We start from the raw sequence: 22,645 nt of genomic DNA on the forward strand, positions 1-22,645 counted from the left end.
CCGATGACCGAAACCCCGACGACCGAAGCAGAGGCGGCGCCCGAAGCCGCGGCCGAAAAGCGCGCAGCCATCCCGCTGCGCAAACAGGTACGGCGGCTGTTCACCCAGCTCGGACCGGCGCGGCTGGCGACGACGCTGATCTTCCTGATCGTCGCGATATTCGTCGCGCGGATGAGCTGGCAATTGCCGCTCGCCGGCGACGCCGAACGCGCGCTCTACGACAGCCGCGCCTCGCTGACGGCGCAGCATGTGGGGCAAGACCCGCGCATCGTCATGATCACCTATAATGACGAGACGCTGTTCAACACCGGGATCCGCTCGCCGCTCGACCGCACCCTGCTGACGACGGCGCTCGCCAACATCGACGGGATGGGCGCCAAGGCTATCGGCATCGATATCCTGTACGACTCACCGCGCCCCGACGACGACGCGCTGAAGGCGCAATTGCGCGCGATGAAGACGCCCACTTGGCTCGCCTATCTCTCGCAATCGGACAACCCGACCACCATCCAATATCAGCAACAGCAATTCCTCGACGCCTTTCTGGCCGATGTGACCACCGCCAGGACCCACCCGACCAGCGTGCGCTTCCGCACCGACGAGGACGGGGTGATGCGCAACTGGCCCGACCGGCCCAAGGGGCTGCCGCCGCTGATGGCCAATGCGCTGGCGCCGGTCGACAAGGCGCATGCCGACTATCAGGGCAATATCCGCTTCCGCTTGCCCGCCCGCGCCGATGCGGAGCAGGAAGAGCCGGTCTTCGCCAATATCCCGATCGACAGCTTCGCCATCCCGATGGACGACGAGACGCGCGCCGGTTTCGCCGAACTGGTGCGCGGCCGTTATGTGCTGATCGGCGGCGACATCGTCGACAACGACCTGTTCACCACCCCGCTATCGCGCCTGCCCGACCTGCAAACGGGCGAGCGTGAGCAGATGATCGGGCTGGAGGTGCACGCGCATATGCTGGCGCAGCAACTCGACGGCGCATGGTCGAACCCGGTTCCGGGCTGGGGCCTGTGGGCGCTCGCGCTGCTCGTCGTGATCGCGGGCGGGCTCACCAGCCTGATCGACCTCAAGGCGCGCTGGGTGATCGCGATCTTCATCGCCCAGATGCTGTTTTTCCTCGCCTATCCCTTCTGGCTGCAAAAAATCGGGGTCGATACCACCGGCCTGCCCGCCTTCGGACAGGCGCTCGGCTGGCTGTTCGGTTTCGTCGCGGTCGGCTCGGCGGCGCGCGCCGTCGGCTCGCGCCAGCGCGCCTTCGCGCAATCGGCGCTCGGCAAATATCTGCCCGCCGACGTCGCCGAACAGATCATGCGCGATCCCGAACAGCTGTCGCTGCACGGCGAGCGGCGCAACATCTTCTGCGTCTTCACCGACCTCGAGGGCTTTACCAAGCTCAGCCACGCGACGACGCCGGAAACCGTCGCGCGCCTGCTCAACGCCTATCTCGACCGCCTGTCCGACGTCGTGCTGAGCCACGGCGGCACGATCGACAAATTCGTCGGCGACGCGGTCGTCGCCTTCTGGGGGGCGCCATTGAGCCGGCCCGACGACGGACCGCAAGCCGCCGCCGCGGCGATCGCGATGTACGAGGCGGGCGAGAAATTCCGCGTCGACCTCGCCGCCGAGGATGTGCCGCCGCTCGGCATGACGCGCGTCGGACTCCACGTCGGCGACGCGATCGTCGGCAATTTCGGCGGGGAGGGCCGCATCCAGTACACCGCGCTTGGCGACAGCATGAACACCGCCTCGCGGCTCGAAGCCGCGAACAAGAGCCTGAAGACCGGGGTGTTGATCTCGGCCGAGGCCGAGGCGCGCGCGAAGCGCGACGATCTGGTGCCGATGGGCCGGGTGACGCTGCGCGGCCGCGCGCAACCGGTCGACACCTTCACCCCGCGCCCCGACCTCAGCGCCGACCAGCGCGCGCGCATCGCCGAAATGGTTGCGGCGCACGCGGCGGGCGATAAAAATCTTTATGTGACCTGCGCCACAGCGGTGGGCGCCGAATTCAGTCACGATACATCCATCCTGTTCTTGATAGAACGACTGAACGAGACCGAAAGTGGAGAAAGCTATGTCCTGTCCTGAGATCCGCACGCGCCGGCTGGGATTGACCGCCGCCGCCGCGCTCGTCGCGATCGCCGTCACCGGCACCGCCGCGGCGCAATCGATGGTGGTCCGCTCGACCGGGCCGTCGGCCTCCAAATATCCCGCGGGCACCAAGCTCAAGAACAGCGACCGCGTGACGCTCGTCGCTGGCGACAAGGTCGTGCTGATCCAGGGCGGCAAGACCAAGACGCTGACCGGCGCGGGCACCTTCACCGCCGGCGCCACCGTCGTCGCCAGCCAGTCGATGGGCACCACCGTCACCCGCATGATGGCCAAGCGGCCGATGGCGACGCGCGGCGGAGCCTCGCGCGGGCCGGAGGAAATGAGCGCCGAGAACCGCGCGCCCAATTTGTGGCTGCTCGATTATCGCGCCGGCGGCACCTTCTGCGTCGCCGATCCGGCGACGCTGATGCTGTGGCGCCCCGACATGACGAGCGACACCGCGCTGACCATCGCCAGCGGCGACAAGAGCGAGACGGTGGCGATCGTCAGCGGCGCGCAATTCCGCAAATGGCCGACCGACAGCCTGCCCGTGCAATATGACGTCGACTATCGCCTCTCGGGCGGCGGGCTCGCCGCGCCGGTGACGGTCCGCTTCGCCGCGCTCGCGGCGATGCCCGAAACCCCCGACGCCGCCGGCGAAATGCTGCTCGGCAAGGGCTGCACGCCGCAGCTCGACAGGCTGGTCGACGCGATGGCCGAATCGGAAGCGACGGGCGGTTGACGGAAACGGGCGGGAATGATTGAACCCGCCCGATCCATCTGATAACAATGGGATGAAAAGCTGCCGTACGAGCGGCAAGTCCTTTCCTTGGGTCGAAAATTCGCGCAGCCCGTCACCGGGCTGGGCATGATGAATTGGACGTGCGGCGGCGACGCCGCGCGCCGTCGAACGCAAGGGGTGGAGATGATCGGCAGCGGCTATCAGGGGCAATCGCGCGAAGCCGAAACGCGGCGGCGGGCCTTCCGGCGCTTCGTCGCCGGGTCGGGCCTGATCGTCGCGGCCTTGCCCGTCGTCGGACACGCGCAGGTCGCGACCCCGCAAATCCCGACCCGCGAGGAAATCCAGCGCCCGGCGCCGCCGCCGGTTCCGCAGGCGAACGAACAGGTCGTCACCGCCGACGATGCCATCGAACGCGCGCCCTGCCCGCTCGCCAACCCCGAATTCGCCAATATCCGCGTGACGCTGCGCGACGTCCAATTCTCCAGCGTCGAAGGCATCGACCCGGCGACGCTCGCCTCGACCTGGTCCGACCGCGTCGGTCAGGACCTGCCGATCTCGGTGGTCTGCGACATTCGCGACCGCGCCGCGACGATGCTGCGCGCGAAGGGCTATCTGGCCGCTGTCCGCGTCCCGCCCCAGACGATCGACGACGGCATCGTCAAGCTCGACATTCTCGCCGCGCGGATGAGCCGGATCGAGGTGCGCGGCGACGCCGGCGCCAATGAAGGGTTGCTCCAGCGCTATCTGTCGCATCTTCAGGACCAGCCTGTCTTCAACATCGCCGATGCCGAGCGCTATCTGTTGCTCGCGCGCGACATTCCCGGCCTGTCGGCGCGGCTGACCCTGCGCCCCGGCGCCGCGCCGGGCGAAGTGGTCGGCGAGGTGACGGTCGACCGCACCGCCGCGATCCTCGACTTCAACGTCCAGAATTTCGGGTCGAAGGACGTCGGTCGCTGGGGCGGCATCGCCCGCGCGCGCGTCTTTGGCCTGACCGGCATGGGCGACATGACCACGGTCAGCTTCTATACGACTCCCGATCTCGACGAGCAGAATGTCGCACAGGTCGCGCATGAATTCCGCGTCGGTGACGAGGGGCTGAAATTCGGCGCCAGCTACACCTATGCCTGGACGCGGCCGAGCGTCGCGACGCTGCCGATCAAGTCCGAAACCCAGATCATCAGCCTGTTCGCATCCTATACGCTGGTACTGACGCAGGCGAACCGGCTGACCGTCGGCGGCGGGTTCGACCTGATCGATCAGGACATCGGGCTGGGCGGCGTGCCGCTCAACCGCGACCGGCTGCGCGTCTTCAACCTGCGCGCCGATGGCAGCTGGACCGACCCGGCATCGATCGGCGGCCGCAGCGGGTTCAGCCCCGCCGAGCCGCGCTGGTATCTCGGCGCCTCGCTCGAAGCGCGGCAGGGCGTCAATTTCCTCGGCGCGAGCGACGATTGCGGCCCCACCGGCGCCGCCTGTTTTGTCCCCGGCGCGATCCCGCTGACCCGCATCGAGGGCAAGCCCGACGCCTTCCTGGTGCGCGCGAACGCGATCGCCGAATGGCGTCCGGTCAAGAATTTCACCCTGTCGGCGGCGCCGCGCGCGCAATGGGCGAGCGATCCGCTGCTCGCCTATGAGGAGTTTTCGGGCGGCAACTTCACCGTCGGGCGCGGCTTCGACCCCGGCACGGTGATCGGCGACAGCGGCGTCGCGGTGTCGGTGGAGGCGCGCTACGGCAGCCTCGTCCCCGCGAACACCGAAAGCGGCGCGCTCCAGCCCTTCGTCTTTTTCGACGCCGCTTGGGTGTGGAACAAAGACCTCGCCTTTGCCGGGCTCAATCCGCAGAAACTCTATTCGGCGGGCGGCGGCATCCGCCTTGCTTATGGCGATTTTGGGCGGCTCGACCTGACCGTCGCGGTGCCGCTCAACCGCGCGGGCTTCCTGACCCAAAAGCCCGAACCCCGCTTTCTGCTCAATTTCACCACCCAGTTCGGCGTGAAGGCGCGCTGACATGAGTTTTTCATCGAGGACATCCGCCATGCGTGCCACCGCTTCGATCCCGACCGTCCGCACGGGCAAGCCGCACCTGTTGGCGAGCTGCGCGATCGCGGCGGGGCTGGCCGCGATCGCCTTCGGCGGCCCGGCGCGCGCGCAGGGTGTCCAGGGAACGGGGCAGGTCGTCACGGGCACTGCGACTATTTCCCCGCCGGCGCCCGGCATCGCGCCGCCGAACACCACCCAAGTCGTGACCACCAGCGCGCAGACGATCATCAACTGGACCCCGACCGACAGCGCAGCGACCGGCGCGCCGATCGATTTCCTGCCGACGGGCAACACCCTCGAATTCTATGGCACCGGCCAATACACCGTCCTCAACCGCTTCGTCGCGGTCAACCCGATCACCGGCGCGCCGATCCCGATCAGCCGCCAGATCGCGCTCAACGGCACCGTCAACAGCTATGACGGATCGCCGTTCTCGAGCGCCGGGAACCCGCAGGGCGGCAATATCTGGTTCTACAACGCCGGCGGCATCCTGATCGGCGCGCGCGCGGCGATCAACGTCGGCAGCCTGGTGCTGACCGCGAACGATATCGACACCACCGGCGGCCTGTTCGGCCCCGGCGGCGAAATCCGGTTTCGCGGCGCATCGGGCAGCACGGCGTCGATCGACATCAGCCCGCAAAGCTTCATCAGCGCTTCGTACCCCGGCAATCCGGGCAGCAGCTATGTCGCGCTCGTGGCCCCGCGCATCAACCAGGGCGGGATCATCGACGTCGATGGTTCGGCCGCGCTCGTCGCCGCCGAACAGGCCGACATTACGATCAACAACGGCCTGTTCGACATCAATGTCACGGTCGGGGCAGAGGGTGGCAACGCCATCACCCACACCGGCATCACCGGCGGCCCGGCCCACCAGCAGGGCGATACCGACCAGAGCCGCGTCTATATGGTCGCGATCCCGAAGAACGACGCCGTCACGATGCTGATTTCGGGTCAGGTCGGCTATCGGGACGCGGTTACCGCGCAAACCGACCCCGACGGCGCGGTGGTGCTGTCGGCGGGTTACAATGTCGCCAATGGTGTGATCGCCGGCGCGCCGGTGGGCACCGCCGCCGCGAACATCACCGTCAACGACACGATATTCCAGAGCAACGTCACGGCGCACGCCAGTGGCGCTTTCGTCGGCCAGCCGATCGCGTCGATCCCCGCTGGCGGCCCTGTCGTCGCCGTGCCGCCGCCGCATCTCGGCCGCCTGATCGTCCAGGGCAACGCCACCTTCATCGGCGACGCCAGCGCGACGGTCTCGGTCGGCAACAACCAGATCGTCGGTGCCACCGGCAATTTTGTCGTCGCATCGAACGGCAGCGGCGGTCAGGCCGGCAATGCGGCGATCAACGTCAATCCGGGCGGCGGGCTGGCGGTGCTCGGCAATCTGTCGCTGCTCGGCGCCGGGCGGCCCGATGCCGTCACCGGTAACAGCACCGGCGGCAGCGCCCAGTTCACGGTCGACGGCGGCACCGTCGTCGTCGGCAACGGCATTGCGATTTCGGCGGCCGGGACGGGTGACCTCAGCGCCACTGGCATCGGCGGCACCGGCACCGGCGGCACCGCCGGCCTCACCGTCCAGAACGGCGGTTCGCTGACCGCCGACACGATCGCCGTCTCGGCCAGCGGTCGCGGCGGCGGCGTCACCCTGTCGTCGCTGGGTGCGCCGATCATCGCCGATCAGGGCGGCAACGGCCAGGGCGGCACCGCCGAGGTCACCGTCGACAGCGGCGGCACGCTCACCGCGAACACCAGCCTCAGCGTCACCGCGAACGGCGCCGGCCAGATCGGCAACGTCCAGTCGGGCAATGGCACCGGCGGCACCGCGCGCATCCAGGTGCTCGGCGCGCTGAGCTCGATGACCTCGCCCACCACGACGCTCGCGGCGGGCGGCACCGGTGGCGGCTCCGTATCCAGCCCCAATATCGGCACCTTCCCCTCGCTGAACGGCGGCGACGGACAGGGCGGCACGATCGAACTGACCTTCACCGCCGACAATTCCTCGACCGCGGCGCTCGGCGACCTGACGGTCAATGCGTCGGGGGCCGGCGGCAACGCCACCGGCGACGGCGCGACCGGCGGCAATGCGACGGGCGGCACGGTGACGATCACCGCCGACAATGGCATCAACGCCGAACAAAACTCCCTGTCCGTCGACGCGAGCGCGCTCAGCGGCGGCGCATCGAGCGTCAACGGCACCAGTTCGACCACCGGCGACGCCGTCGGTGGCACGATCAATGTCACGATCAACGGGGGCGCGACCCTCGCGTCCGACAGCTCGATCGGTTTCGACGCCAGCGCGCAGGCCGCGTCGGGCGAGAACCGCGGCAATGCGCGGGGCGGCACCATCGCCGTGACCGCGATCGGCAGTGGCGGCAACAGCAGCCTGACGGCTTTGACCACGATCACCGCCAATGCGAGCGTCGGCGGGGCCAATGGCACCCTGCCCAACAGCACCGGCACGGCAACCGGCGGCGACATCGATTTCACCGCCGATGGCGGCACGATCACCGCCGGATCCTTCGATATCGCTGCCACCGCGGCCTCCGGCAACAGCGCGGGTGCCGGCGGCGCCGCGCAGGGCGGCACGATCGACATTCGCGCCGCGAACACCGGCGTCTTTTCGGCAACCGACAGCGCCGGAACCAGCTCCTTCGCGACCGATGCGGCAACGGGCTTTTCGCAGGGCGGCGCCTCGGCCACCGGTGGCCGGATCGGCGTCGTCGTCGACGGCGGGACCGTCAGCTTCGGCGCCCCCGCCTTTTTCAGCTCGACAGGCATCGCCGGGGGCGACGCGAGCAGCGCGGGCAACATCGTTGTCGGCCGCGGCGGCTCGATCCTGCTTCAGGTGCTCGACAATAATCTCAACACCAGCATCCTCAATTTCCAGAGCCTTTCCGTCAGCGCCGACGGACGCGCGGCCCAGATATTCGAGGGGCCGGCACAAATGCCGGGGACCGCCGCAGGCAATGGCGGGGACATCACCGTCGACGTCCAGGGCGGCCAGGTGACCGGCGGACAACTTCAGCTTTCGGCCAGCGGCTTCAGCGGCTCCGTCGCCGGGGACGACGGCGTCGGCAGCGGCGGCATCGCGGCCTATACGCAGACCGGCGGCGCCGTGAACGTCGGCGACCTCGTCGTGTCGGCGGATGGTGTCGGCGGCGGCAACCTGCGCGCGTCGACCGGCGGAGCGGGTTTTGGCGGCACAGCAACGATCGACCTGCTGGGCGGCACGCTCGACGCCACGAACATCACCGCGCAGGCGGTCGGCGCCGGCGGCGCCGGGCAGATCGGCGACGACAGCGACCCCGCGAACCCGGTCGACGGCCAGAATGGCGGCTTTGGCCAGGGCGGCACCGCGACGATCAACCTCAACGGCAACGCGGTCGTCACCACCACCACGCTCAGCGCCCTTGCGTCAGGCATCGGCGGCGACGGCGGCGATTTCATCAGCGCCGCGGGCGTCGTCGGCAACGCCGGCAACGGTGGCAACGGCCAGGGCGGCACCGCCGCGATCAACCTGACCGCGGGAACGCTGACCTCGGGGGACATCACCGCCGACGCCGGCGGTTTCGGCGGCAACGGCGGCGGGCTGCTCAACCTCAATTCGGGTCCGGTGTCGGGCGTCGCACGCGGCGGCAACGGCGGCAACGGCCAGGGCGGCACCGCGACGATCGACCTCGCGACTTTGGTCACCGCAACGGGCACCATGGGCAGCTATGCGCTGGGGGTCGGCGGCATCGGCGGCACCAACAATATCGGCGGCGACGGCGGTTTCGGGCAAGGCGGAACCGCAGAGCTGATCGTCGACAATATCGCTGCCGGCAGGGTCGACGTGATCCTCGATTCCAGCGCCGAGGGCGGCGACGGCGGCGACGGGATCGACGGCGCGGGCGGTTTCGGCGGCTCGGCCTTTGGCGGCATATCGCGCGTCCGGGTGACCGGCGCGAATGGCAGCGCCACCATCTCGCAGGACAATTTCACGGCCGGCGCACTGGGCGGCCAGGGCGGCAATGCGGCACTCGCAGCGGGCAACAATCCCCGCGTCGGCCCGGCCGGCGGCGGCGGCGGCAACGGCACCGGCGGCACGGTCGAAGTCATCGCCGACGACGGCGCGGTGACGCTGACCTTCGGGCGGCTCAGCGCCGTCGCGCTCGGCAGCTTCGGGACCGGCGGCGACGGCGGGACCGGCGCCGACAATCCCGGCACCATCACCCTGCCCGGCCCCGACGGTATCCCCGGCACGCCCGACGATGTGGTCATGGGGCTGAGCGGCGGCGACGGCGGCCTTGGCGGCGCCGGGTCCGGCGGACTCGTTCACCTGGTCGCCAATGGCAGCGGCAGCATTTCGTCGAGCGGAGCGCCGGTCTCCATCGCGGTCGGCGGCACCTCGGGCGCGGGCGGCGCGGGCGGCGTCGGCTCGGGGGGCGACGGCGCCGGAAATGCCTTTACCGGCACGATCGGCGGCCGGGTCCAGATCGAAACCTTCGGCAACGGGACCGCTGCCGGCACGATCACCCTCGGCGACACGACGATCGACGCCAATGGCGATGTCGCGGGACGGATCGAGCTGCGGAGCGCGGGCACGATCCAGATGGCCAGCCTGACCGCCAATGCGTTCGGCGGCACCTCGCTGACCAACAACGACACCGACGTCGCGCCGCACGGCATCTTCCTCGGCGTCACCAACGGGCTGATCCAGACCGACGGCGCCGTGTCGCTGAACACCGACGGTTCGGTGGGCGTCTATGCCCAGGGCACCGGCCAGCTCAACGCCGGTGGTGCGCTCACCGTCAACGCGGGCGACCAGGTCGATATCCGCCACGATTTCCGCACCGGCACCGCGCCGACGATCCAGTCGGGCACCAGCGCCTCCTTCACCGCGGTGAACTCGATCCGCAGCGCGCCGGGCAGCCTGGTCAGCGGCGGCACCAGCCTGTCGATGATCGCGACCGGCACCAACAGTGCGATCGACGTCGATTCGCTCGATGCGCAGACGCTGACCCTGCTGCTCGCGACCGAAGGCCGCATCAACGTCTATGGCACCACGACCAGCGGCGACGACCTGACCGCCAATGCGCGCGACGAGGTGGCGATCAACGCCGCGACGGCGGGCGACGACATCAGCCTGACCGGCAACACGATCGTCGCCGGGCGGCTGGTCACCACCGGCACCGGGCTCGATTCCGAAGTCGACGGCAGCAACATCTTCTTCAGCACGGTGAGCGCGGCGAGCGTCGACCATGCCGAGGCCGACAATGATTTCACCGCGAATGTCGGCAGCTTCGCCACCGGCCCCAATTCGATCATCACCGGCGGCGACATCGACATCAACGCGCTGGGCGCGGTCGACCTAGGCAATTCGACGGCGGGCGGGTTCGTCGCAGTCGATGGCCAGTCGATCGTCTTCGATACGATCGGCGCCGGGACCACGGTCACCCTCAACGCGACCGGCACCGCGCCGGGGGCCGAGGGCATCCTCGGCAACGGCATCACCGCAGGCGGCAATGTCGCGCTGTTCGGCAACACGATCCGGATCAACGACAGCGTCGTCACCTCGGCCTCGCTGTTCGCCCTTTCGACCGGCGGCAACGCGCGCCTGTCGGCGACCACCGACGGCGACATCATCATCAACAGCGCCGGCGACATCGGCGGCAATTTCGCGGCGGGCGGCAATGTCGGCCTGACCGCGGCCACCAACATCACCGCACAGGCGACCGCCGCCGGCACCTACGTGGGCCCCAACGGCCCGTCCGAAGGCTATGTCTTCATCAACGCTGCGGGCGATGCGAACCTGCTCGCGGGCAGCAGCGCTGCGACGATGATCGGCGTCGCGGCGGGCACCAACGCCAATGTCGACGGCGCGACCGCGGGCGAGGATCTTTATGTCGTCGCGGGCAATACCGCGACCGTGACCAATTCGCTCGCGGGCGACGACCTGATCGTCACCGGCACCTGCTGCGTCATCGTCGACAATGTCTCGACCACCGGCGCCGGACCCGACGGGCGCAGCCTGGTCCTCGCGCCGTCGAGCGCGGGCGGACCCGACATGTGGCAGATCCAGACCGGCCCCACCGACCTGTCGAACATCGTGCTCACCGCCTCGGCGGGGACGATCGACGCGTCGAACGCGGTCGCCTTCGACAATCTGACCGCGACCGCCAGCAATGTCGTACGCACGACGAACACCATTCGCTCGGGCCTCGTCACCACGATCACCGGCAGCGCGCTCGATCTCGAATCGGTCACCGCGGGCACCGACATCATCCTGACCTCGACCAGCGGCGGCATCGGCGCGATCGGTGCGCTGTCGGCCGGGCACGACCTGACGATCACCTCGGCGGCCGGCGGCAGCTTCGCCGACCTGTCGGCGGGCGACGATATCCGCATCACCGCCAACGGCAATGTCTCGGCGGCAACCCTGCTGACGACGGCGGGCGGTGCCGACAATGAGGCCGACAACTCCGGCGCCTATATCACCACCCCGGGCAGCATCGCGATCACCGGGGCGACGAACACCGTCGGCCAGACCCGGCTGACCGCCGGCGGCACGGTCGACACGGGTGCGATCAACGCCGACTATACGTTCATCGACGCGGTCGGCGCGGTCAACATCACCGGCGATGTCACCAGCGGCGGCATGTTCATCGAGGGCAGCAGCGTCGCGCTGCGCAACGCCAACGGCCTCGCCAACCAGATCCTGTTGCGCGCGACCGCCGGCGACGTGACCGCCAACGGCAATGTCACGACGCTCGCCGACCTGCAGGTGCAGGCGACGGGCGCGATCACCATCACCGGTGCGGCCAACGGCGGCAATTTCGTCGAGATGACCGGCGGCTCGATCGACGTCGCCGACGTAAGCTCGAACAGCTTCGTCACGCTGCGCTCGAACAGCGGCGCGATCAATTCGACCGGGACGATCTCGGCGGGCAGCGATGTCTTCATCAACGCCGCGACGGGCGGCACCTTCAACGCGATCACCGCGGGCGACGATGTGTCGATCGGCGCGGGCGGCGACGTCACCATCGCCTCGATCACCGCCGAGGGCAGCAACCCGCAAGGCGAGGAAATCGGCAGCAACGTTTCGGGCACCATCGCGGGCGTGCTGACCGTGACCGGCAGCACCTTCGCCAACGACGACGTCAATTTCAGCGCGACCAGCATGTCGCTCCAGGACGTGACCGCGGGCGGTTCGTTCACCGCAGGCGCGAGTGGCGGGCCGATCACGCTGACCAGCGCCGACGTCGGCGCCAATATCGGCCTGACCGCGACCGGTGCAGTAACCGCGACCGGGCGGCTCCAGTCGGGCGGCGACACCACCGCCAGCGGCGCCAGCCTCGGCCTGCGCAGCATCACCGCGGGGGGCAATGTCGCGCTGACCTCGACGACGGGCGACATCCGCACCGACGGCGACGTCTTCGGCTTCAACATCAGCTATACCTCGGCGCGCGACATCGTCCTCGACGCGAACGACCGCGCCTTTGCGAACGGCACGCTCGCACTCGACGCGAACCGCGACGTCCTCGTCGCCGGGCAACTCGGCGCCGACCGCGACCTGACGGTGCGCGCATCGCGCGACGCCAATGTCCGCATCGCCGGCGCGGGCGACGACATCCGCATCACCGGCGGTCGCAGCGTCACGGTCGGCAGCGTCGACGCGACCGGCGGCGGCATCGACGACGAGAATAACGGCAGCAACATCGTCCTGCTTTCGTCGGGCGCGCTGGTCGCCAGCGGCCCCGTTTCGGCGGCGAACAACGTTACCCTGCGCGGCACCAGCGTCGGAACGCAGGGGGTCGACGGCAATATCGTCTCGATCACCTCGACGGTCGGCGATGTCGACCTCGGCGGCAGCGTCAACGGCTTCAACGGCGTCACCATCGCTTCGGCCGGCGACATCACCCAAACCAGCGCCAGCCGCATCGCGACGAGCGGCAATCTGACCGCGACCGCCGGCGGCGACATCGCGGTCGGCAACATCATCTCGGGCGGCGCACAGATTTCGGCGCCCGGGTTCATCAGCACCGGATCGATCACCGGCTCGGCCCGCGTCGAAGCGGGCGGCGCGGTAACCGTCGGCGGCAATGTGCGCGGCGGCGTCTTCTCGGCAGAGGGCAGTTCGATCGACCTCGGCGCCAACGAGGTGCGCGTCGTATCGACCGACCTGACCGCGACGAACGGCGGCATCACCGCGACCGGAGCGGTGATCGCAACCAGCGGCAATGTCGCCGCCAACGCCACCGGCGCCGTCAGCCTGACCGGCGGCGTCACCGCGTTCCAGAACGCCAGCCTCTCCGGCGCCAGCATCGCCGTCGGCGATGTGACCGGCACGAACGGCAACGTCAGCCTGACCGCGACCAGCGGCGCGGTCACGGCCACCGGAACGATCGACGCCCGCCGCGACATCGTCATCGCGACGACGCAAGGCGGCAGCTTCGGCTCGCTGATCGCGGGCGACGACATCGGCATCAGCGGCAGCGGCGACGTCACCGTCGCGCTGATGGACGCAACCGGCGACAACCCCGACAGCGGCGAGAGCGGCAGCAACATCAACATCGCGCTCGCCGGGGCCTTCGACGTCGACCATGCCGAGGCGGCGGGCGACTTCACCGCCGACGTCGCGCGCATCCGCACCGGACTCAACTCGATCATCACCGACGGCAATATCGACATCACCGCCAGCGGCGCGGCCGACCTCGGCAATTCGACCGCCGGCGGGCATATCGACGTCGATGCCCAATCGATCGCCTTCGCCGCGCTCGACGCGGGCGACTATGTCGACCTCAACGCCACCGGGACCGCGCTCGGCGCCGAAGGAATCGCCGGGACGACGATCCTAGCGGGAAGCAACGTCTTCCTGACCGGCAACAGCATCACGGTCGGCAACATCGACTCCGGCGGCCTGTTGTCGGCGTTCGGCAGCGGCGGCGACGTCGCGATCGCCAACGGCACGGCCGCGGGCAACATCGGCGTGCTGGCGGGCGGCAATATCAGCGGCGCTTATGCGGCCGGCGGCGACATCGAACTGAGCGCGGGCGGCAACATCAATGTGACCGCCAATGCCGCGGGCGGCGCCCCCGACCCGAGCAACGGTGACGTCGACACGGCGGGCAATGTCTTCGTCGACGCCGGCGGCAATGTAACGCTGGTCGACAGCAGCGGGGCCGGCATGGTCGGCGTCAACGCCCGCGGGTCGGCGACGCTGACCAATGTCACGGCGGGCGAGGATATGCTCGTGCTCGCGGCAACGACCGCCAACCTCTCGGGTATCACCGTCGGCGACGATCTCGACGTCCGGGCCGACGGCGCGGTGACTGCGACCGGCATTCGCGCGACCGCTGCGGGACCCGACGGCTTCGTCCTCGACTATACGGCGAACGGCTTCACCATCGGCCAGGGCGAAGGGGTCTCGTCGCTCGACGGCGCCGACATCGACCTGCGTTCGACCGGCGGGTCGATTGCCGCCGCCGGACTGTCGGCGGGCGACGACATCATCCTGGGCGCCGCCACGTCCTTGTCGGTCAGCGGCGCGACGACGCTCGGCCTCGGCCAGACCGGGGGCGACAGCAGCATCCGGACGCAAAGCGGCAGCGGCACCTTTGCCGGCCTCGCCGCTTTCGACGATGTCCGCATCAATGCGTCGGGCAATGTCGCGGTGACCGCGCCGGCGACGGCAGGCCGCGACATCACCATTGCCGCAGCGTCGGTCGATATCGCCAGCCTGACGACCCCGGTCGGCGACGGGATCGACAGCCTGAGCGCCGGTCGCAACCTGCAGGTCACGACAAGCGGCGCGATCAGCGGCGGCGCGGTGCGCGCCGGCGGCAATCTGGAACTCGCCGCCGGGACGACGATCGACATCACCCGGGCCGTGACGGGAGCCGGCGGCTCGCTGACGCTCAGCGGCGGCGAAGGCGTGGCTGCGGGCACTGTGGCCAGCGGCGGCACCACCTCGCTCGACAGCGCCGACGGCGCGATCGAGATCGCCAGCCTGAGTTCGGCCGGACCGGTCGATGCGAGCGGCAACAGCATCGCGATCGGCAGCGGCAGCGGCAATCTGGTCTTCAGCACGCTGACCACCGATGTCGGCGACGCGTCGATCACCAACAGCGGCAATCTGTCGGTCACCGCCGGTACCGTGGCGGGCCGCGCATCGCTGCGGTCGACCAATGGCGACCTCAGCGTGACGCAGCTCGGCGCCGCCGACGTGCAGCTCGAATCCGACGATGACATGACGCTCGGCGCGGTGGCCGCGACCAACAGCCTGCTCGGCGAAGCGGGCGGGGTGCTGACGGTCAATGGCGCGGTCACCGGGCGCGAAATGTCGTTTGGATCGGCGGACATCGTCATCGGGTCCGGCGGGCGCCTCGGCACCGCCGGCACCACCGCCGTGCTCGACGTGCGCAACACCGACGGCAACAGCCAGACCTTCATCGGCGGCACCGGCACGCGCGACGGCTATCATATCGACGCGGCCGAAATGGCGCGCCTCTATGGCACCGACATCCGTATCTTCGCCCCGCAGGTCGACGACAACAATGGCGGCTTCGTCGCGGCGGCGCCCGGCGGACTGCCGATCGGCTCGGTGGGCAGCAGCGCGCAGCCCGACGTGATCATCGACGATTTCACGATGACCGCGGGATCGCCGACCTCGAACCTTGGCACCAACGGCACGCTGACGATCGAAACCCCCGGCAAGGCGCGCGTGCTCGGCGACGTGTTGCTCACCGGCATGGGCGACAACAACGGCCTCGCGATCCGCGCCAGTGACGCGCTCGAAGTCATTTTGGGCGAAGGCACGATCCGGCTCACCGGCGGCGGCAGCACCAGCGGCGCCTCGACCCCCGGCGGCCTCCTGACGCTCGAATCGGAGGATGTCATCGTCGCGACCGCCAGCGCGATCGCCGACGTCGCGGCGGCGGCCGACATCGACGCGATCGACGACCGGCTCGCACAGAATGACGGGGTAACCAGCGACGAAGGCGCGTTGGTCGCGGGCGGTATCGACGTCAGCGTCGTCGGCGGCTTCTATGTCCAGAATACCGGCCTCGGCACGCGCTTCGCGCAGCGCCGCGGGCTGACCTTCGGCGCGCTCGGGCTCAATGTGAACGTCGAGGGGTCCGATTCGCGGATCGTCATCAACGGCGTCCACCTCGGTCCGTCGGGCCAGGTCACCGGACTCGACGCCATCCCGCTGCTGTCGATCGACGGCTTCGTGATCGGCAGCGGTCCCTTGAGCGGCAGCGGCCTCGCCTTCGACTCGGGATCGACGATGAACGGGTGCCTGATCGTCAGTTCGACGACCTGCGCCTTCCTCGAATTCGAATCCTCCTTCCCGGTGCAGGACGTCATCAACAAGGAGGACGATGACGAAGGTGATAGCGACGACGCCGAGGGCATGAGCCTGCCGGTGCCGCTGATCACGATGCGCAGCCTCGACCCGCTGACCGGCGAGCCGCTGCTCGACGATCCGGTGACCGGCGCGGGCAACGACGACCTGTGGACGCCGCCGAGCGAATAAGGCGTCCTTGTCGGAGGGCGGCACCGGCCCGCTCCCCCACCCGGCCTCCCATAGGATACTATGGTGGGGAGGCCGGGTGGGGGAGCGGGCCGGTGCCGCTTCGCGTCAACGCAGTTGACGCGCCCCAACAACGCGGGGCATGGCGCGGTCGATGACCGACGCCCCTGCCCTGCCGCTGAAGCTGTTCAACAGCCTGACGCGCTCCCTCGAGGAGTTCGTCCCCGTCCATCCGGGTGAAGCGCGCGTCTATTCGTGCGGGCCGACGGTCTATAACTATCCGCATATCGGCAATATGCGCGCCTATGTCTTCGCCGACACACTGGGGCGGACACTGTCGTTCAAGGGGTACAAGCTCACCCACGTCATCAACATCACCGACGTCGGCCATCTGACCGACGACGCCGACGCAGGCGAGGACAAGCTCGAAAAAGCGGCGGCCGAGCGCGCGCAGTCGATCTGGGACATCGCGCGCCATTATACCGAGGCCTATTGGGCCGACATCAAGGCGCTCAATATCCGCCAGCCCGCGCACTGGTCGATCGCCACCGACTATGTCCCGCAGATGATCGAGTTCGCCAAGGCGATCGCCGACAAACATTGCTACGAACTGGACAGCGGCCTCTATTTCGACACCGCGAGTGTCAATAATTACGGTCGGCTCGCGCGCCACGGCACCGATGAGGGTGAAAGCCGCATCGACCCCGTCGACGGCAAGCGCCAGCCGGCCGATTTCGCGATCTGGCGCAAGACGCCCGCGGGCGAGACGCGCCAGATGGAATGGGATTCGCCCTGGGGCCGCGGCGCGCCGGGCTGGCACCTCGAATGCTCGGTGATGTCGGAGGCGCTGCTCGGCTTTCCCTTCGACATCCACACCGGCGGCATCGACCACCGCGAAATCCACCACCCGAACGAGATCGCGCAGAACCAGGCGCACAGCTGCAGCGACGCCAGCGGCGCGCGCTTCTGGATGCACAATAATTTCCTCGTCGAACGCAGCGGTAAAATGTCGAAATCGAGCGGCGAGTTTTTGCGTGTGCAGTTGCTCATCGACAAGGGCTACCACCCGCTAGCGTATCGGTTGATGTGCCTACAGGCGCATTATCGCAGCGAGTTGGAGTTCAGTTGGGAGGGGCTTGGCGCCGCGCTCACACGGCTCAAGCGGCTGGTGATGGCAGCGGCATCGGCGCGGGACACCGACGACGCGCCGATTGCCGACCACCGCCTGACCGACCTGCTCGCCAAATTCGACGCCGCCATGTCCGACGACCTCAACACTGCGGTGGCGCTAACCCTGCTCGAGGAAGCCGCCGCGATGAAAAAGGTCGACGCGGGCGCGAAGCGCACGACGCTGGCGGCGATGGATGCGGTGCTGGGACTCAACCTGCTTTTGCTGGATCGCAGCGAGCTGCGAGTGCGGCCCAAGGCTGCAACGATCGCCGAGTCCGACATCGAAGCCACGCTGACGCGCCGCAAGGAAGCCCGCGCCGCCAAGGATTTCGCCGCCTCTGACACGCTACGCGACGACCTCATCGCCGCCGGGGTCGAGGTGATGGACGGCGATCCGCTCGGCTGGGAGTGGCGGCTGGAGGCATAGCCGACCAGTCATGGGTGAGGTCCGGTTACGACCGATTGCGGGCGAAAGCAGACCAAAAGTCCCGTTCGTGTCGAGCGAAGTCGAGACACCCCGAAGGCGTGCGCTACCGATGGGTGTCTCGACTTCGCGCGACACGAACGGAAATAGAGGACGGTCTGGAAACCACCCCGAATCCAGCACCACGCCCCTTGCTTACACATATGTAAGTGATAAACTCGCGCCATGCTCGACCGCATCGCCTGGCTCATCCTCGCGCTCATCCACCTCGCCCCGGCGCTCGCCTTCTTCCGCCCGGCGATGCTGACGCGCCTCTACGCGACCGACGCCCAAAGCCCGACCTTTCTGCTGCTCCACCACCGCGCGGCGCTGTTCGTCGTCGTCTGCACCCTCTGCGTCTGGGCGGCGTTCGACCCCGGCACGCGCCGTGCCGCCAGCGTCGCCGCCGCGATCAGCATGCTCTCCTTCCTGTGGCTCTATTGGCAGGCCGGATCGCCCCCGTCGCTCCGCACCATTGCGTTCGCCGACCTTGCCGGACTGCCCTTTTTGGCCATAGTGGTGTGGCGGGCCTTCTCCCCCGCCTGAAACACGGGATCGCCAACCAATGACCAAGACCGTCACCGTCCTCTCGGGCCTCGTCCGTCCGCTCATCGAAAGCCGCCTGCCCGACTGGGTCGAGCCGCGCTTTTTCCAGTCGAAGGAGGAGGCGATGGCGCTCGCGCCCGAGGCCGACATCGGCTGGTTCGACATGTACGACAAGCGCGACATGGCCGCCGCGATCACCGCCGCGACGAAAATGCGCTGGCTGAACTCGATCTACGCCGGGGTCGACGGCATCCCGCTGGGCCTGCTCGCCGAGCGCGGCACGGTGCTCACCAACGGCGTCGGCATCAACGCGATCACCATCGCCGAATATGTCGTGATGGGCATGCTCACCGTCGCCAAGGGGTACCGCGAAGTCGTGCGCGCGCAGGAACGCCACGAGTGGCTCCAGGATTCGCCCGGCAAGGTCGAACTCTACGGGTCGAAGGCGCTGCTGCTCGGCTATGGCGCGATCGGCAAGCTGGTCGAGGAGCGGTTGAAGGCCTTCGCCGTCGACGTCACCGTCGTGCGCCGTTCACCCGGCCCCAACACGCTGACCCCCGACCAGTGGCGCGACCGCCTCGGCGATTATGACTGGGTGATCCTCGCCGTCCCCGCGACGCCAGAGACCGACGGCATGATCGGCGCCGCCGAACTCGCGGCGATGAAGCCGTCCGCGACTTTGATCAACATCGCACGCGGCAGCGTCGTCGACCAGGCCGCACTGGTGACCGCGCTCGACGCCAAGCAAATCGCCGCGGCCTTCCTCGACGTCACCAGCCCCGAACCGCTGCCCGCCGACGATGTGCTGTGGAGCCTCGACAATGCGCATATCACCATGCACCTGTCGGGCCGCGCGCAGGACAAGATGTTCGTGCGCGCCGCCGAGCGCTTCCTCGAAAATCTCGGCCGCTGGCACAAGGGCGAGGCGGTCGAGCCGCGCGTCGACCTGACGCTGGGCTATTAGCCCGGCCGTTCGGCCTTCAACTCGCGCACCAGCGGTTGCAGCCGCTCGTCATATTTCGCCAGCATCGTGTGCGATCCGGCGTGGTCGTAGAAGCTCACCAGCTCGCGCCCGTTCCAGCGATGGAGCGCATAGGCGGGGTCTTCGGCGACGATCATCGGGCGGTCGTCGGGCTTGTTCTCGTCGATGGGCCTGAGGTCGAGCGACACCTGCGGCGCGGTCGACGAACAGATGGCGATGGTCCGCCCCTCCCACGACACGGTGACGCTGCGGTGAAGATGCCCGCATATCAGCCCGCGTACCTGCGGGTGGCGGCGGATCACGTCGGTGAAGGTCGCGACCCAGGGTTCGTCGGGATGCGTGTTCATCCACTCGATGCCGCTTTCGATCGGCGGATGGTGCATCACGACATAGGTCGGCTTGGCCGGGTCCTTCGCCAGTTCGGCGTCGAGCCACGCCGCGCGCGCCTCGCAAAAGGCGCCGCCATGGCGCCCTTCCTCAAGCGTATCGACGGTGACCAGCCGCAGTTCGGGCAGGTCGATGCTGTACTGGATAAAGCCGTTGCCGTCGTCGAAGCCCGGAAACTGCGCATGAAAATTGTCGCGCAGGTCGTGGTTGCCGACGCTCGGCCACACCGGAAAGGGGCAGCGCGAAAAGGCCGTCGCCAGACGGCGATAGCTGTCCGGATCGCCGCGATCGGTGATGTCGCCGGTGGCGAGCAACAGGTCGGGCCGGTTCGGCCCCTCGATCAGCAGGTCGAGCACCTCGTCCAGCCGCTTGCGATTATATTCGGCCGGATTGTCCGGATCGAACCCGATATGGATATCGGTGATCTGGGCGATCAGCATATCCGTCCCCTGTCTCAGGGCCTAAACCCAAGAACTGCGCGTTCGAGGCGTCGAAATGGCGAAGATATCGCCTTCGCGTGGCCGCCGCGGATGGTGGTTCCATCTGCAAGGCCGCGCGCAGGCGAGATCGAAGCCATTTCGGCGTCCCTTCGGGATTTGATCGATTTTGTCCATGGCTGCGTCAGCGAGTGTTGAAATATCGACATATTCCTGCCCCTCGCTTTCTGGCCCTGAACAAAATCGCTTCAAACCTCGAGCGCGCAGTTCTTGGGTTTAGGCCCTTTTGGTCGGCTGGTCCGACCGCCCTGTTGTCATCCGCCCTGTTCAGTGGCTTGTAGCGCTGGAGTGCGCCAAGTCACATTATAAAGATTCCGGCCCACACGCCCTGTGATTTGGCTCACAGCATAAGTATCGTGCGACGGTTGTTTTGTCATGAACGCCGTCTTTTTCTTGCGCTGGGTCGGCGGCATCCAGGGTTTGCCGCCGTCGCTGTGATATTCGTGGCACATCGCGCAGGGCGATTCGGTCGCGGTCTCGACCTTGACCAGCCGCGCGCCGCCCTCGCCGACATGGCAGTCGCGGCACTGGCGCAGCCCCGGGACGAGCAGGTCGGTCGATTGTTTCGACGCGCTCGCCGCAGTGTGGCAGTCGGCGCATTCGGTTTCCTTGTGCGCGTCATGGTCGAACCAGCCCTTTTGCAGGAAGCGCGGCGTCTGGTTGACCGCCATCACCCGCCAGTCGTTGCCCGACGTCGGCGCAAAGATCGTGTGGCAGTCGTAACAGGCCCCGCCCTTCGAAAAGACCGCACGCACGGCGTCCTGGGCGCGGCTCGGCCGCACCGCGACCTCGCGGAAATAGATGTTGTAGACCTGCCCCTCGGCATATTGGCCCGGCCGCCGCCGTTCCATGCCGCCGAGTTGCAGCGGCCGTGCGGGCGGGGTCGAACGATAATAAGCGGTGAGGTCGGCAACGACCTGTCCAGGCTCGCCGTGGCGCAGCGTCCGCGTCACGCCGCCGACGGTTTCGAAGGCGAGGCTGTGACACATCGCGCAATCGCGCTCCATCTCGACCGGCTTGATCCGCACCCCGTCGGCGTCGGGCTTGTGACAGTTCGCGCATTCGAGCTTCTTGCCGAAGTCGTAGCGGCCCCGGAAGCTCGCCGCCATGCGCGCGACCCCGCCGGCCGCCTGCAGGTGCAGGTCGTGCGGGAATTTCAGGCCGTTATAGTCGAGCGGCGGTTTGCCGAGCGCGGCGCGCACCGGCTTGGCGCCCGGCGCCGCGTGGACGAGCGGACGGAAATCGGGATGGCTGGTGCCGAAATCGCCGGCGTCGGCAAGCTCGGTCGGATGCCCCGCGGCCTTCAGCCGGCCGTTCATGCCCTCATGGCAATCGGCGCAGAATTTCTGCGGCGTCGCCGCCATCGGCCCCGCGCCCTCATGCTCGGTATGACATTCGACGCAGCGACCCTGCGGCCGGTTGAACGCCTGCCCGACCCCCGCGAGGAATTTGTCGAACCCGCCCGGCGGCGCGCGCGCCGCGAGCAGCATCGCGGTCGGCGCATTGGCGTGCGCGGTGCTCATCGCCTTATGCTCGCCGGTGTGACAGCCGACGCACGCCTTGTCGGTCACCGCCACGAACGGCTCGACATGGCACGACTGGCAGTCGTTCTTCAGATTGGCGTGCGCGCTCGACAGCGGCCCGGACAGCCAGGCGGTGTCGGCATGATAACCCTTCGGCCGCTCGTCGACATTCTTGTAGCTCTGCCAGGCCCAGATCGGCCCGACGAGGAAAGCGAGCAGCATCAGGATCGCGAAGGTCCAGGCGCCGACGCGCTTGCCCGGCATCACCCCCTGCAGCGAGAAAGCCTTGGCTTCGTCGACGTCCTTCGACGATTGCGACAGCTCGTCGATGCGTTCGACGAGCAGGATGATCGCCTCGCCCTCGCGCGCGATCGTCAGGCGGTGGCCACCGAAGCGCAGCTCGGCACCGGCGGCGCTGTCGATGTCGGCGACCGTCTCGGGCCGGCCGTTGATGTCGAAGCCCAGCCCCTCCTGCGCCTGCACCCGGACATGACGCCCGTCGGTGCTGGTGATCGTCGCATGATGCGGGTTCACCGCCAGGTCGGCGATGTGAATGATGTTGCCGCCCTCGCGGCCCAATGTGATCGCGTCACCGGGCAGCGCCTGGTCGCGGATGATCTGTTTGCCGGTCTTCGTCGTCGAGATACGGCGCAGGATGAAGCTCATATTTCCCCCTC

General features: G+C 68.3%; 9 protein-coding genes. 7 read left to right on the forward strand and 2 right to left on the reverse strand.

Going from position 1 to position 22,645, the window contains the following annotated elements; translation table 11 throughout:
* Positions 1–3: 3 nt before the first annotated feature.
* The 7 genes from AC07U1_RS00435 (at position 4) to AC07U1_RS00465 (ending at position 19,543) form a co-directional block, all read left to right on the forward strand.
* Positions 4–2,094, forward strand: a complete 2,091-nt coding sequence (locus tag AC07U1_RS00435) for a CHASE2 domain-containing protein (protein WP_495178541.1) — start codon at positions 4–6, stop codon at positions 2,092–2,094.
* Positions 2,081–2,839 (forward strand): hypothetical protein, encoded by a 759-nt coding sequence (locus AC07U1_RS00440; protein WP_056343214.1) that lies wholly within the window; start codon positions 2,081–2,083, stop codon positions 2,837–2,839. The genes AC07U1_RS00435 and AC07U1_RS00440 overlap by 14 nt, the downstream gene beginning before the upstream one ends.
* Positions 2,840–2,926: 87 nt before the next feature.
* A complete protein-coding gene (locus tag AC07U1_RS00445) occupies positions 2,927–4,846 on the forward strand; it encodes a ShlB/FhaC/HecB family hemolysin secretion/activation protein (protein ID WP_495197614.1) in 1,920 nt (639 codons plus the stop codon).
* A gap of 28 nt (positions 4,847–4,874) precedes the next feature.
* The gene (locus AC07U1_RS00450) at positions 4,875–16,403 is read left to right on the forward strand and encodes a hypothetical protein (RefSeq protein WP_495197615.1); all 11,529 of its coding nucleotides are present in this window, start codon (positions 4,875–4,877) and stop codon (positions 16,401–16,403) included.
* A 151-nt stretch (positions 16,404–16,554) separates the two neighbouring features.
* The gene (gene cysS / locus AC07U1_RS00455; protein WP_495178544.1) at positions 16,555–17,997 is read left to right on the forward strand and encodes a cysteine--tRNA ligase; all 1,443 of its coding nucleotides are present in this window, start codon (positions 16,555–16,557) and stop codon (positions 17,995–17,997) included.
* Positions 17,998–18,219: 222 nt separating this feature from the next.
* Positions 18,220–18,579: a hypothetical protein gene (locus AC07U1_RS00460; RefSeq protein WP_056343221.1), complete on the forward strand. Its 360-nt coding sequence runs from the start codon at positions 18,220–18,222 to the stop codon at positions 18,577–18,579.
* Between the two features lie 19 nt (positions 18,580–18,598).
* Positions 18,599–19,543: a D-2-hydroxyacid dehydrogenase gene (locus AC07U1_RS00465; protein ID WP_495178545.1), complete on the forward strand. Its 945-nt coding sequence runs from the start codon at positions 18,599–18,601 to the stop codon at positions 19,541–19,543.
* Here the strand turns inward: AC07U1_RS00465 and AC07U1_RS00470 are convergent.
* A complete protein-coding gene (locus AC07U1_RS00470) occupies positions 19,540–20,388 on the reverse strand; it encodes a phosphodiesterase (protein WP_495178546.1) in 849 nt (282 codons plus the stop codon). The genes AC07U1_RS00465 and AC07U1_RS00470 overlap by 4 nt on opposite strands.
* A 311-nt stretch (positions 20,389–20,699) precedes the next feature.
* Complete coding sequence (locus AC07U1_RS00475) at positions 20,700–22,634, reverse strand: cytochrome c3 family protein (RefSeq protein WP_495178547.1); 1,935 nt, start codon at positions 22,632–22,634, stop codon at positions 20,700–20,702.
* Positions 22,635–22,645 lie beyond the last annotated feature (11 nt).

Source organism: Sphingopyxis sp. GW821-FHT02C12 (genome assembly GCF_059421785.1).

What these genes read in the sequence shown, in the direction of transcription:
- AC07U1_RS00440 (WP_056343214.1), top strand. Translation starts at nt 2,081, where the DNA reads ATGTCCTGTCCTGAGATCCGCACGCGCCGGCTGGGATTGACCGCCGCC.
- AC07U1_RS00475 (WP_495178547.1), bottom strand. Translation starts at nt 22,634, where the DNA reads ATGAGCTTCATCCTGCGCCGTATCTCGACGACGAAGACCGGCAAACAG.
- cysS (WP_495178544.1), top strand. Translation starts at nt 16,555, where the DNA reads ATGACCGACGCCCCTGCCCTGCCGCTGAAGCTGTTCAACAGCCTGACG.
- AC07U1_RS00435 (WP_495178541.1), top strand. Translation starts at nt 4, where the DNA reads ATGACCGAAACCCCGACGACCGAAGCAGAGGCGGCGCCCGAAGCCGCG.
- AC07U1_RS00460 (WP_056343221.1), top strand. Translation starts at nt 18,220, where the DNA reads ATGCTCGACCGCATCGCCTGGCTCATCCTCGCGCTCATCCACCTCGCC.
- AC07U1_RS00470 (WP_495178546.1), bottom strand. Translation starts at nt 20,388, where the DNA reads ATGCTGATCGCCCAGATCACCGATATCCATATCGGGTTCGATCCGGAC.
- AC07U1_RS00450 (WP_495197615.1), top strand. Translation starts at nt 4,875, where the DNA reads ATGCGTGCCACCGCTTCGATCCCGACCGTCCGCACGGGCAAGCCGCAC.
- AC07U1_RS00465 (WP_495178545.1), top strand. Translation starts at nt 18,599, where the DNA reads ATGACCAAGACCGTCACCGTCCTCTCGGGCCTCGTCCGTCCGCTCATC.